The 11,954-nt window shown below is 40.8% G+C and carries 17 protein-coding genes; all 17 read left to right on the top strand.

All coding sequences use genetic code 11. The features are described 5' to 3' along the window. Positions 1-22 precede the first annotated feature (22 nt). The gene (locus DXA36_RS01675) at positions 23-592 is read left to right on the top strand and encodes a cell wall hydrolase (protein WP_054346229.1); all 570 of its coding nucleotides are present in this window, start codon (positions 23-25) and stop codon (positions 590-592) included. 119 nt (positions 593-711) lie between these two features. Beyond that, the gene (locus tag DXA36_RS01680; RefSeq protein WP_007868827.1) at positions 712-876 is read left to right on the top strand and encodes a hypothetical protein; all 165 of its coding nucleotides are present in this window, start codon (positions 712-714) and stop codon (positions 874-876) included. Next, on the top strand, positions 866-1,480 hold the full coding sequence (locus tag DXA36_RS01685) for a hypothetical protein (RefSeq protein WP_054346230.1): 615 nt from the start codon (positions 866-868) through the stop codon (positions 1,478-1,480). The genes DXA36_RS01680 and DXA36_RS01685 overlap by 11 nt, the downstream gene beginning before the upstream one ends. Continuing rightward, positions 1,480-2,028 carry a hypothetical protein gene (locus DXA36_RS01690; RefSeq protein WP_054346231.1) on the top strand — a complete coding sequence of 183 codons (549 nt, stop codon included), beginning with the start codon at positions 1,480-1,482 and terminating at the stop codon, positions 2,026-2,028. The genes DXA36_RS01685 and DXA36_RS01690 overlap by 1 nt, the downstream gene beginning before the upstream one ends. Positions 2,029-2,042: 14 nt before the next feature. Then, positions 2,043-2,255, top strand: coding sequence for a hypothetical protein (locus tag DXA36_RS01695; RefSeq protein WP_054346232.1), 213 nt, complete (start codon positions 2,043-2,045; stop codon positions 2,253-2,255). 1 nt (position 2,256) lies between these two features. Further along, positions 2,257-2,490 carry a hypothetical protein gene (locus tag DXA36_RS01700; RefSeq protein ID WP_054346233.1) on the top strand — a complete coding sequence of 78 codons (234 nt, stop codon included), beginning with the start codon at positions 2,257-2,259 and terminating at the stop codon, positions 2,488-2,490. An 8-nt stretch (positions 2,491-2,498) separates the two neighbouring features. Further along, on the top strand, positions 2,499-6,599 hold the full coding sequence (locus DXA36_RS01705; protein ID WP_118020347.1) for a DUF5906 domain-containing protein: 4,101 nt from the start codon (positions 2,499-2,501) through the stop codon (positions 6,597-6,599). A 19-nt stretch (positions 6,600-6,618) separates the two neighbouring features. Continuing rightward, the gene (locus tag DXA36_RS01710) at positions 6,619-7,104 is read left to right on the top strand and encodes a hypothetical protein (protein ID WP_006781030.1); all 486 of its coding nucleotides are present in this window, start codon (positions 6,619-6,621) and stop codon (positions 7,102-7,104) included. Positions 7,105-7,196: 92 nt separating this feature from the next. Continuing rightward, positions 7,197-8,084 (top strand): N-6 DNA methylase, encoded by an 888-nt coding sequence (locus DXA36_RS01715; protein WP_054346234.1) that lies wholly within the window; start codon positions 7,197-7,199, stop codon positions 8,082-8,084. A gap of 22 nt (positions 8,085-8,106) precedes the next feature. Beyond that, positions 8,107-8,271, top strand: a complete 165-nt coding sequence (locus tag DXA36_RS32830) for a hypothetical protein (RefSeq protein ID WP_006781028.1) — start codon at positions 8,107-8,109, stop codon at positions 8,269-8,271. After that, positions 8,261-9,499, top strand: a complete 1,239-nt coding sequence (locus DXA36_RS01720; protein WP_054346235.1) for a DEAD/DEAH box helicase family protein — start codon at positions 8,261-8,263, stop codon at positions 9,497-9,499. The genes DXA36_RS32830 and DXA36_RS01720 overlap by 11 nt, the downstream gene beginning before the upstream one ends. A gap of 13 nt (positions 9,500-9,512) precedes the next feature. Next, positions 9,513-9,671, top strand: a complete 159-nt coding sequence (locus DXA36_RS32835) for a hypothetical protein (protein WP_006781026.1) — start codon at positions 9,513-9,515, stop codon at positions 9,669-9,671. Continuing rightward, positions 9,668-10,195 (top strand): DUF5662 family protein, encoded by a 528-nt coding sequence (locus tag DXA36_RS01725; protein WP_054346236.1) that lies wholly within the window; start codon positions 9,668-9,670, stop codon positions 10,193-10,195. The genes DXA36_RS32835 and DXA36_RS01725 overlap by 4 nt, the downstream gene beginning before the upstream one ends. Then, complete coding sequence (locus DXA36_RS01730) at positions 10,179-10,379, top strand: hypothetical protein (protein ID WP_054346237.1); 201 nt, start codon at positions 10,179-10,181, stop codon at positions 10,377-10,379. The genes DXA36_RS01725 and DXA36_RS01730 overlap by 17 nt, the downstream gene beginning before the upstream one ends. Then, positions 10,376-10,567, top strand: coding sequence for a DUF6906 family protein (locus DXA36_RS01735; protein WP_054346238.1), 192 nt, complete (start codon positions 10,376-10,378; stop codon positions 10,565-10,567). Before DXA36_RS01730 ends, DXA36_RS01735 begins: the two co-directional genes overlap by 4 nt. After that, positions 10,554-11,108: a LemA family protein gene (locus DXA36_RS01740; RefSeq protein ID WP_054346239.1), complete on the top strand. Its 555-nt coding sequence runs from the start codon at positions 10,554-10,556 to the stop codon at positions 11,106-11,108. The genes DXA36_RS01735 and DXA36_RS01740 overlap by 14 nt, the downstream gene beginning before the upstream one ends. A gap of 5 nt (positions 11,109-11,113) precedes the next feature. Beyond that, positions 11,114-11,878, top strand: coding sequence for a hypothetical protein (locus DXA36_RS01745; RefSeq protein ID WP_054346240.1), 765 nt, complete (start codon positions 11,114-11,116; stop codon positions 11,876-11,878). Positions 11,879-11,954 lie beyond the last annotated feature (76 nt).

Consider the following 11,954-nt stretch of genomic DNA (forward strand, 5'->3'; position numbering starts at 1 on the left):
AGTTTTTATTTGGGAGGAATTTATGCGCAAGTTAATCAAAGTAATAGCGGTTCCGATCTTGTGTGGTATCGTGATAGCATCTTCGTTCTTTGTATCCGAATTTCACTCAGAAGGGGAAGACGTTGTAGCAATACCTAGGGCCAGCGTTGTCGAAAAGACAGAACCGGTTATTACAGTTTTGCAAGAGGAATCCATTCCAATTGCCACTGAGGAAATGGAGGGATCAGAAGAAGTTATACCGAAAATGTCGAGAGAAGATGTAGAGTTAATCGCCCTAGTTACTATGGCAGAAGCCGAAGGTGAATGTGAAGAAGGAAAACGCCTTGTTATCGATACTATATTGAATCGGGTAGATTCCGAACATTTTCCCGATACGGTATATGAAGTGGTTTATCAACCGAATCAATTTTCATCTATGTGGAATGGTCGAGTGGACAGGTGCGAAGTCCGAGCGGATATTTGTGACCTTGTCTATGAGGAACTGGAGTCAAGGAGCAATTACGATGTTGTATTCTTTACGGCAGGAGAATACAGTGCGTATGGCGTTCCGATGTTCCAAGTTGAGAATCATTATTTTTCAAGGTATGAGTGAAGAAAGGAGAATCATCATGCGTAATCTTTTAGCATTTGTGTCTTATACACTGGCGGCAATGTCCGGTATCTGCTTTGTTGGTGGAATTGCAATTCTATCAACGGGAAGGGAGCATTGATATGGACGGTCTGGAGAATGTGATATCGGTACTGGACTATGTTCTGGATACTAAGAGAAAAAGACATATTATGGGAGGCATTCTGTTGAGTGTCTCCTTTCTTTTTGGCGGTTTGGCAATAACCGTAATGACAATTAAAAACGAGGAGGAAGAGGATGAGCAGTAAAGGAATGGTTTTCCTTGCTTTTATTGCTGGAGCAGGGATGGGCTCTGTATGCACATGGCAACTGCTGAAACGGAAATATGAGTTGATTGCTCAGGAAGAAATTGATTCTGTGAAAGCGGCTTATGCCACAAGAGAGAGTATAGAAAAGGCCGGAAAGAGTTTCGTAGAAGGCTTTCGGGACGGACTTAAAGTAGCAGAAGACAGAACTCCGAAGGAAGAGGGTGATGTGGACTTCAAAAAGTACGCATCTATCATCCGGAAAGAGGGTTATACGGATTATTCCAGAAGTGTCGAGGAAAAGAAAGGAGAGGCGTTTGTGGAAAAGCCTTACGTCATTTCACCGGAGGAATTTGGTGAATTTGAAGAGTATGAAAAAATCAGCCTCACTTACTATGCAGACGAAGTCCTGGCTGATGAAAATGATGAAGAGGTAGACGATGTGGATGAAATTGTCGGCGAGGAATCCCTGAACCATTTTGGTGAATATGAGGATGACTCCGTATTTGTCCGAAGTGACCGGTTAAAGTGTGATTATGAAATCCTGCTTGACCAGAGAAACTATTCCGATGTTGTAAAAACAATGCCACATCGAATGGAGGAGTAATGACAAAGAACGAGCTTAATGATGCATATTTTAACTGGATGTATCAGCTTGTATTTGATGGAAGATATTCAAAGAAATTGTCGTATCAAAAGCTTTTAAGAGAGCTGCATCGAATCGAATTTACTTACAGTATTCCGATGGATGGAAATCGGGCGGAAGATGGAGTGGATTTAAGGTATCGGTTTGGTTATGAAACCGGATACAGCAGCTCTATGGTTTCCACCTATTTGGATAATCGGACTTGCAGTGTGCTGGAAATGATGATCGCGCTTGCGATTCGGTGTGAAGAACATATTATGGACGATCCGGACATCGGAAACCGAACTGGACAGTGGTTTTGGAATATGATTGTAAACCTTGGTCTAGGCTCTATGAACGATTCCAAGTTTGACCAGAATTATGTCGAGGACGTTATTCAGAGGTTTCTGAATCGAAAGTATAGCCGCAATGGTGACGGTGGGCTGTTTACCGTAAATCACAGCCGATACGATTTGAGATCTGTTGAAATCTGGTATCAGATGTGCTGGTACTTAGACGAAAATACTTAGAAGGAGAGACTACTATGAGCCACAGCGAAGTAATGAAGTGGTTTGAACTTTATTTTCCAGATTATTCTGGAGATCGGATTGATATGTGGTTTCCAAATGGGAGAAACAGCATCCGTATCCGCCAGAAAAATGGTCAGGAGTTTATATTCACTTATCATAGCCAGAAAGATTGGAAATTTGAGACGATTACCAGCTTTCTGAATGGAATGAAGGGAGGAAAAAAGTAAGATGTGTGAGGTTATGAATTATATTTTTGGAAGTCTCAGCAATTCGGAGTCGGCAATCCGATCCATTCGGAAATCTTTGAATAAACAGGCCCGCTATAACCGGAAATTAAGCACGATTGCTCTTATCATGACGGTTAATCTGGTTCTCCTGGAACTGGATCGTGTGGAGCAAAAAAAGAGGATTGAGAAACTGGAATCGACAATAGAGGAAATGAAGCGCGATAAAGGAGAGTAAAAAATGAGATGATCGACTTTTTGATGATTTCCACACGTAGTACAAAGCGTGGTGTAATTGAAATCTATCCGAAGTTCATTATTAAGAAAAGCTCCGATCTGATGATTCGAGGTGGTGACTTCTACGCTATCTGGATTGAGGAACGAGGTTTATGGTCTACGGATGAACAAGATGCTTTGCAACTCATTGACCGTGAACTGGATAGATACGCAGAAGAAAGCCGCCAGCGCTTTGACTCTGAGATTAAAGTTCTTCACATGTGGGATGCGGAATCCGGGATGATTGATTCCTGGCATAAATATTGTCAGAAGCAAATGCGAGATTCTTTCCACATGCTGGATGACAAATTGATATTCTCCAATACAAAGACCGATAAAAAAGATTACGCCAGTAAAAAGCTGAAATATCCGCTTGAAGCTGGCGATTTGTCTGCTTATGACAAATTGATGTCTACTCTGTACTCTGAAACTGAGCGACAGAAAATTGAATGGGCTGTTGGCTCTGTTGTATGTGGAGAATCGAAAAAATTGCAAAAGTTTATGGTCCTGTATGGAGCTGCCGGAACAGGTAAATCCACAGTCCTCAATATCATTCAGCAGCTCTTTGAAGGATATTATTCGGTCTTTGACGCAAAAGCTCTTGGCTCATCCAGCAATTCATTTGCGTTGGAGGCGTTCAAGAGTAATCCGCTTGTTGCGATCCAGCATGATGGTGATTTATCAAGAATTGAGGACAATACCAGGTTAAACAGCTTGGTGTCCCATGAGCTGATGACCGTAAATGAGAAGTTCAAATCGACTTACTCCAACCGATTCAAATGCTTTTTGTTCATGGGCACCAACAAGCCAGTAAAGATTACAGATGCAAAATCCGGTTTGATTCGACGGCTGATTGACGTATCTCCTTCGGGAAATAAACTGAATCCGAGAGAATACAAAGCGATTATGAAACAGATTGAATTCGAACTGGGAGCGATTGCATATCACTGTCAGGAAATCTATCTAAACAATCCTGGTCTATATGACGACTATATCCCCATTGCAATGCTGGGAGCATCTAATGATTTCTATAACTTCATTATCGATTCCTACCATGTATTCAAACGGGAAAACGGTACAACCTTAAAGGCTGCCTGGGAAATGTATAAGACCTATTGTGATGAAGCAAAAGTAGGCTATCCGTTTTCTCAGAGAGTTTTTAAAGAAGAACTGAAGAACTATTTCCATGACTACAAAGAGCGATTCAATATGGAAGACGGTTCAAGAGTGAGAAGCTATTATATCGGATTCCGGACTGAAAAATTCGAAGAGGAAACGATTGTGGAAAAACAGGAGGAAAAACCGTCATTATTACAATTTGATGCGGTCAAGCCCGTTTTTGATAAAGTGTGTTCCGATTGTCCAGCACAGTATGCAACGGACAAAGAAACGCCTTCTATGAAATGGGACAAGGTAAAAACGAAGCTGTCTGATTTGGATACTTCTAAAACCCACTATGTTAAAGTCCCGGAAAACCACATCGTAATTGATTTTGATATTCCGGATAAGGAAGGGAACAAATCCTTCGAACGGAATGCGGAGGAAGCAAGCAAGTGGCCGGCGACTTATGCAGAGCTAAGTAAAAGCGGAAAGGGGGTTCATCTTCATTATATTTATACGGGAGATGTGAAAAAACTGAGTCGTATTTATGACGACCATATCGAAGTGAAAGTGTTCACGGGTAAAAGCTCATTACGAAGAAAATTTACAAAGTGTAATGATTTGCCCATCGCAACGATTAGCTCTGGTTTACCGACGAAAGGAGAAGATAAAATGGTAAATTTTGAAGCGATTAAAAGCGAGAAAGGGCTTAGAACACTAATCAAGAGAAATCTGAATAAAGAAATTCATCCGGGTACTAAGCCCAGTATCGACTTTATCTACAAAATACTGGAGGACGCATATTCCAGCGATTTGAGTTACGATGTGACAGACATGCGGAATGCGGTTTTGGCATTTGCTGCGAATAGTACGCATCAGGCCGAATACTGTATTAAGCTGGTTAATAAGATGCAGTTTAAATCGGCAGACCCTTCCACAGCGGGGAAAAATGAAGAAGCAAAATTGGTATTTTATGACATCGAGGTATTTCCGAATCTGTTTCTTGTGAACTGGAAAATCGAGGGTGAAGGAAAGCCTGTGGTGCGTATGATTAACCCGACTCCAACGGAGATTGAGGAACTGATGCGATTCCGGTTGGTTGGGTTTAACTGCCGGCGATATGATAATCATATTCTGTATGCAAGACTCATGGGTTATACAAACGAGCAACTTTATAACCTCTCGCAAAAAATCATCAGCGGCAGCCCCAATTGTTTCTTTGGAGAAGCCTACAATGTTTCTTATACAGATGTGTATGACTTTGCATCTGCTGGAAATAAAAAGAGCCTGAAGAAATTGGAAATCGAGATGGGTATCCACCATCAGGAGTTGGGACTTCCGTGGGATCAACCAGTTCCGGAGGAACTGTGGACCAAAGTTGCTGAATACTGTGATAACGATGTAATCGCAACCGAAGCGGCATTCCATTATCTGAAGGCTGACTGGACAGCACGACAGATTCTGGCGGATTTGGCTGGTATGACGGTGAACGATACAACCAATACACTTACCCAGAAGATTATATTTGGAAACGAGCGGAAACCACAGGATCAGTTCAATTACAGAAATCTCGCAGAGCCGGTACACTATCTTGATGGAGAAACCAAATCTTTCCTGGCCGAAGCGTGTCCCGAAATGATGGCACAAACGCATGGTGACGAAGGAAGCCTTCTTCCATATTTTCCTGGATATAAGTATGAAAATGGAAAATCGACATATCGGGGAGAAGAGGTTGGAGAAGGCGGCTATGTTTACGCAGAACCTGGTATGTATGGAAATGTGGCATTGCTGGATATTTCCTCTATGCATCCGCACAGCGCAATCGCAGAGGTTCTGTTCGGCGTGAAATTTACGAGAGCCTTCCGTGACATTGTGGAAGGACGAGTCAGCATCAAACACGAAGCTTGGGACGAAATCAATCATATGCTGGATGGGAAGTTGACGCCATATATCCAGAAGGTCATTGACGGAGAGATGACAGCAAAGGATTTAGCGAATGCTTTGAAGACGGCAATCAACTCGGTATATGGTCTGACTTCTGCTAACTTCGAGAATCCGTTCCGTGATCCGAGAAACAAAGATAATATTGTAGCCAAACGAGGAGCTCTGTTCATGATTAACCTCAAGCATGAGGTACAGGAACGGGGCTTTACTGTCGCTCACATTAAGACGGATTCTATCAAGATTCCCGATGCGACGCCGGAGATTATCCAGTTTGTTATGGATTACGGAAAGCGATATGGTTATACCTTTGAGCACGAGGCTACATACGACCGGATGTGCCTGGTGAATGACGCCGTCTATATTGCCAAGTATAAAGACGGAAAATGGACAGCCACAGGAACTCAGTTCCAGATTCCCTATGTCTTCAAAAAACTTTTCAGTGGCGAAGAAATTGTCTTTAAAGATATGTGTGAAACCAAGTCGGTAAGCAGCGCTTTATATTTGGACATGAACGAGAAACTTCCGCAGCTTACAACCGAGGAAGAAAGGGAATTAAGTGCTATTGATAAGGCTTGGCATAGCCCGGCTGGAGGAAAATCTCTTGAAGATGTTGCAGCTAAATATGGATATACATACGAAGAAGCAGGAGAAAGATACAGCGAACTTTGTAAAAAAGATGAGGCGACTCACAATTATATTTTCATTGGACGAGTTGGTCAGTTCTGTCCAATTAAGCCTGGAGCCGGCGGCGGTTTGCTCATGCGGGAAAAAGATGGGAAATATTATGCAGCTACCGGATCAAAGGGCTATCGGTGGTTGGAGTCCGAAATGGTTAAAGAACTCTCCAAAGAGGATTCTATTGATCGTTCCTATTATGACAAGCTTGTAGACGACGCAGTGGAAACCATATCCAAATACGGTGACTTCGAATGGTTCATATCCAACGATCCTTATATTCCAAAACCTAAACTCGAGGACTTTATGAACATTCCAGAAGACGCTGATGAGGAAATACCATTTAATTAAAGAAGAGGAGAAGTATATTATGGCTTACAAAAATGTACCCAATATCATTATTGAAAACGCAAGAATTATTTTTCGAAACTTCCGAGGCGAAGAGTCTAAATACAATCGGGCTGGAAACCGGAACTTCTGTGTCATCATCGAAGATCCGGAACAGGCGGAGAAACTCTCCAATGATGGATGGAATGTAAGAGTGCTGGCTCCGAGAGACGAGGATGAAGAGCCGAGACATTATATTCAGGTGGCAGTCAGCTTCGAGAATATCCCGCCTAAGGTGTATATGATTACCAGAAAGACAAAAACACCGTTGGATGATGAATCCATTTCCACTTTGGACTATGCGGAGATTCGGAATGTTGATTTGACGATTCGACCGTATTCTTGGGAAGTGAATGGTAAGACCGGAATTAAGGCTTATCTGAAGACGATGTATGTCACCATCGAAGAGGATGAGTTTGCTGAAAAGTATGCGGAGGAAGAAGGCCCGGAAGAAGTTCCATTCCACTAACAAGCGACAAATAGGGTGCCTGATATTGCCAGCAAGGTAAATGTCCTAAGGCTAGAGGAAACAGCCCTTTATTTTGCGAAAGGAGAAAAGCTATGGCATTTTGGAATCGGAAAAAGAAGCGAACCACAGCGAAACCGAAGATCAATGCTTCTATTTCCAAGGTCGAAAAACCAAAGAAAATATCAGAGAAGCACGACTTTGTAGTTCATAAAGAGGAACCTCAAGTAAGCTTATCACCGAAGCCGAAAATGAAAAATCTTCCCACTTTCAAACCCGACAGATATGAGAAAGAATTTATGAACATCTTTCGTCAACTTGTTTCAGAAAAAAACAGACCGTGGGATATTTGGAAAGACTTTATTGTTATGTCGGCTTGTTCTATATCAAATTCTGTGGACAAATCTCAATTTGATGAGCGAGAGAAACGATACTTGGATATCATTCGCCATTACAGTAAGTCAAAACAGGAACTTTTTCCACAGTTGTTTGCAAATCTGGTCATGTCTTTAGAAATGAATCCGGAGCAGGATTTTTTAGGAAAGATGTATATGAGCTTAAATCTTGGCTACGATGAGTTGAAACAAATATTTACTCCTTATGACATGTGTCGGCTTATGGCAAAAATCACCATTACGGATGTAACTGAGAAAGTAAGGAAAGATGGCTATATTACCATCAACGATCCATGTTGCGGAGCGGGAGCCAACTTGATTGCTGCTATTCACGAAGCACGAAAGCAACTAGAAAAAGAAAATTATAATTATCAAAACCATTTATTAGTTTCCGGACAAGACATTGAAGAAGTTCCAGCTTTGATGTGCTATATTCAACTTTCTCTTCTAGGAATTGCTGGGTATTTTAAAGTTGGAAATTCTTTGATCAAACCAATGACTATGGCTGATGATTTGAAGAATTACTGGTTTACACCTATATATTTTTCAGATGTGTGGACTATGAGAAGATTATTTCACAGTATATGAAAGTTTATGAGGAGGGATAAGCGTGAATGAACGATTGAAAGCATTAGAAAAAGAGCTGGATAGTCTGTTAAATATGGCTCCCATAGAAGATGACTGCACGAAGAATGAAAACGAGATGTATTCGGATATGGCGAACCTGAAAAACAGCATAACAGCGGTTCTTGAGGAGCAACGGAATGGCCGTTGAATTGTATGACTATCAAATAGCAGCAGTAAAAAAAATGAGAAATGGTTGTATTCTGTGTGGCGGCGTTGGAAGCGGAAAATCAAGAACAGCATTAGCTTATTACTATCTCCAGAATGGCGGAAATCCGGATTGCTTGATGGGGGTTGAGGATTATGTTGCGATGGACGATCCCCCAAAGGACTTATACATCATCACAACAGCCAGAAAGCGGGACACGATGGAATGGGAGGGTGATCTTTCGCCCTTCCTTCTTTCGGTTCACGAGGATGTCAATCTATATTCAAATCAGATTGTCGTGGATTCCTGGAATAATATCAAGAAGTACGAGGATGTAAAGGATGCTTTCTTTATATTTGACGAGCAGAGAGTGATAGGCTCCGGAGCTTGGGTGAAGGCGTTTTTGAAAATCACCAAATCAAATCAGTGGATTCTATTGTCTGCAACTCCGGGAGATACCTGGCAGGATTATATTCCGGTATTCATCGCAAATGGGTTTTACAAAAACCGGACAGAATTCATCCGAGAACATGTGGTTTATAGTCGATTCAGTAAATACCCAAAGATTGACCGATATTTGAATACTGGGAGATTGATTCGACTCAGAAATTGTATTTTGGTGAATATGGATTTCAAGCGTCAGACGGTTTCTCATCACGAAGATATATTTGTTCGATACAGCATAGAGCGATACAAAGATGTTGGACGAACACGATGGGACCCGTATAAGAATGAGCCGATTGCGAATGCCGCCGGTCTTTGCTATGTATGGCGGAAAATCGTGAATACGGACGAGTCACGACAGATCGCCTTGATGGAAATTGTAGAGAAGCATCCCAGAGCCATTATATTTTACAACTTTGATTATGAGCTGGAGCTTTTGAAGGGGTTGTTTCAAATTTATGAAGATGATGGGATTTTTGAAATCGCGGAGTGGAATGGCCATAAGCACCAGCCAATTCCAGAGTCAAAAAGCTGGGTATATCTTGTTCAATACAATGCTGGAGCCGAAGGATGGAACTGCATCAAGACAGATACCATTATATTCTACTCACAGAACTATTCTTACAAAATCATGCAGCAATCTGCGGGGCGAATAGACAGGTTGAATACGCCATTCAAAGATTTGTATTACTATCACTTGAAATCTCGTAGTGGGATTGATTTGGCAATTAGTAAGGCACTGAAAGATAAGAGAGATTTTAATGAATCGAGGTTTGTGAAGTGGTGAAAGGAGATCAACCATGAACGAAGAGTATTTGGAAGTGGATTTTAAAAAGTATTGTAAAACCTGTAAACACAAGGAATTGGGAGAAAAATTCGACCCATGTAATGAGTGTCTGGATTATGGATACAATCTCAATTCCCAGAAACCTATGAAGTGGGAGGAAAAGAAAAAATGAGTTACCAATACGATCGATATTTGGCGCAGCATAAATCTAACGTTGAAGCAGGATTTCGCTGGTTGCAGAAAAATCTCCCTAAGATCACGGAAGCCAGCGGCGCGGAGCATAATATCGTATTTGCACATGACCAATCCAAAACGGAGGCTGATGAATACGGCCCCTATGATATTTACTTTTATGGAGGAAATCGCTCTTATTCAGTAGTTGAGGATTTTAGAAAAGCTTGGTTATTACACATTCATCGCAACCCTCATCATTGGCAGTATTGGGTACTGATTAACGATGATCCGGAAGAAGGCGAAATCATTTTAGAGATGCCTTACTGTTATATTCTGGAGATGATTTGCGATTGGTGGTCCTTTAGTTGGTTTAAAGGAAACTTGCTGGAAGTTTTCTCCTGGTATGAAGAACACAAAAACTATATAAAACTGCATCCGAATACGAGAAAATTGGTGGAGGATATCTTAGGACGCATCAAAAATAAACTTGGGGAGGTGATGACGAATGAAATCAACAGATAGTGTTATCGTGAGTTGGGATTTTTCTCATGGAAAAGATGTTGGTGTTCTGATTGTTGGAAAGCAGGAGAAAGGCAAAGTCGAAATCATCAACGCCTATCAGGGAGAAGAGGCCAAAGAAATTTATCAAAAGCTGGTATTCCCCAAATCAAAGAAAACCAGTTTTAGCAAGGAGAAAACCACATGAAGCAGCCGAAAAAATTAACCAGAGAGCAAAAAGAATGCTTATCTGCTCATTATTTAAACTGTAAAGATTGGATGTTGGTTGAGGAGACGGAATTCTATTACCGCATTATCAACAAGAATACAGGAACGATAAAGAGCGTGGATAAATTCAGAAGAGTAAAAAGGAGAAAAAATCATGAAAACAATTAAAAACAACTGGAAAGTAGCTTTAATTGTAGCAGTTGGTATTATTACTATTATTTTGTTAGGTGTGTTTTGTATACAGAGTTCCCAGAACAGAGCATTTACCTTGGAAGAGCAAGTTAATACTGCTGATTCTGACATTAAAGTTCAGGAAAAACGACGTGTAGATTTGGTTTACAACCTTGCTAATTGTGTTAAGCAGTACGATAAGCATGAAGCGGAAACATTGACGGCGATTGTTGAAAATAGAGGATCTACCGGTGATATCGAAAACGTTACTACAGCTATCACAGCGGTGTCAGAAGCGTATCCAGAATTAAAATCTAATGAAAATTATAAAGAGTTAATGAATGAACTTTCAATTACAGAAAATTTAATTGCAGAATATCGGAGTAACTACAATAAGCAGGTAAAAGAATACAACCGATATATACGCAAATTCCCGACAAGATTTTTTCTCAATATTCTCGGATATGAGGTTCGGAAATATACCTATCTTGATTATAGTGCTCCTGCCGATGCTCCGCAGAATCTGTTTGGAGAGTAAAAGCTATGAGAGGACGCAAGCGTAGAAGTTTTGACTTCGGAAATTTCGAGATTACGAAACGGGAAATACTGGTAAGTGTATCGATTGTCGCTATTATGCTTCTGATTGGAGTCCTTAACGCTGGAAAAATTTCGGATTATCAATTGGATAAAAATGAAAAATACAACAAGGCAATAAAAATAGAATCGCAGGAACTGTTTGAGTATGGAATGAGGACGAATGCCGGGAACGCTTTTGTATATGGCGATTTGAAAGCAGTCGATACAGTTACATATCCTGAAATTGGTGGAGAATACATTTATATTGAAAAAGTGAAAGAACGATATACAATGCATACTCGCCAGGTTGCACATACAACAACTATGAATGGAAAAACCCATACTTACTATACAACGGAAACCTATTGGACATGGGATTATGCTGGTAGTGAGGAACGGATATGTGATGAAATATCATTTTTAAATCACGTTTTTTCAGTTAGTAAAATCGACCTGCCGGGAAAGGAATATATAGACACTGTTAAAGAATCCGGGCACATTCGTTATAAGTATTATGGAGTTGGTTTAAACTTTACCGGAACCATATTTACAGAACTGGCTGATAAAACAATAGCCGATAACTCACCATTTTATGAAAATATGAAGATTGATGAAACTATAGAATACTTAGAAACCGATTTTGCAATGTGGATATTCTGGATTATTTGGATGGTCTTAATTGGAGTCTGTGTTTACAGTTTCTATTATATCGACAACAAATGGCTTGAGTAATTGGAGAATTTGGGAGAGGGTCGAGCAATAATGAGGGCGACCACAAGGCGGATATAGTAGTTGCATAAGGGATGAG

Origin of the sequence: Eisenbergiella sp. OF01-20, assembly GCF_003478085.1 — a bacterium.
Classification (GTDB): domain Bacteria; phylum Bacillota; class Clostridia; order Lachnospirales; family Lachnospiraceae; genus Eisenbergiella.

Bases quoted from the DNA above. Each gene is read 5' to 3' on its own strand.
- DXA36_RS01675 (WP_054346229.1), top strand. From the start codon at position 23: ATGCGCAAGTTAATCAAAGTAATAGCGGTTCCGATCTTGTGTGGTATC.
- DXA36_RS01680 (WP_007868827.1), top strand. From the start codon at position 712: ATGGACGGTCTGGAGAATGTGATATCGGTACTGGACTATGTTCTGGAT.
- DXA36_RS01685 (WP_054346230.1), top strand. From the start codon at position 866: ATGAGCAGTAAAGGAATGGTTTTCCTTGCTTTTATTGCTGGAGCAGGG.
- DXA36_RS01690 (WP_054346231.1), top strand. From the start codon at position 1,480: ATGACAAAGAACGAGCTTAATGATGCATATTTTAACTGGATGTATCAG.
- DXA36_RS01695 (WP_054346232.1), top strand. From the start codon at position 2,043: ATGAGCCACAGCGAAGTAATGAAGTGGTTTGAACTTTATTTTCCAGAT.
- DXA36_RS01700 (WP_054346233.1), top strand. From the start codon at position 2,257: ATGTGTGAGGTTATGAATTATATTTTTGGAAGTCTCAGCAATTCGGAG.
- DXA36_RS01705 (WP_118020347.1), top strand. From the start codon at position 2,499: ATGATCGACTTTTTGATGATTTCCACACGTAGTACAAAGCGTGGTGTA.
- DXA36_RS01710 (WP_006781030.1), top strand. From the start codon at position 6,619: ATGGCTTACAAAAATGTACCCAATATCATTATTGAAAACGCAAGAATT.
- DXA36_RS01715 (WP_054346234.1), top strand. From the start codon at position 7,197: ATGGCATTTTGGAATCGGAAAAAGAAGCGAACCACAGCGAAACCGAAG.
- DXA36_RS01720 (WP_054346235.1), top strand. From the start codon at position 8,261: ATGGCCGTTGAATTGTATGACTATCAAATAGCAGCAGTAAAAAAAATG.
- DXA36_RS32835 (WP_006781026.1), top strand. From the start codon at position 9,513: ATGAACGAAGAGTATTTGGAAGTGGATTTTAAAAAGTATTGTAAAACC.
- DXA36_RS01725 (WP_054346236.1), top strand. From the start codon at position 9,668: ATGAGTTACCAATACGATCGATATTTGGCGCAGCATAAATCTAACGTT.
- DXA36_RS01730 (WP_054346237.1), top strand. From the start codon at position 10,179: ATGAAATCAACAGATAGTGTTATCGTGAGTTGGGATTTTTCTCATGGA.
- DXA36_RS01735 (WP_054346238.1), top strand. From the start codon at position 10,376: ATGAAGCAGCCGAAAAAATTAACCAGAGAGCAAAAAGAATGCTTATCT.
- DXA36_RS01740 (WP_054346239.1), top strand. From the start codon at position 10,554: ATGAAAACAATTAAAAACAACTGGAAAGTAGCTTTAATTGTAGCAGTT.
- DXA36_RS01745 (WP_054346240.1), top strand. From the start codon at position 11,114: ATGAGAGGACGCAAGCGTAGAAGTTTTGACTTCGGAAATTTCGAGATT.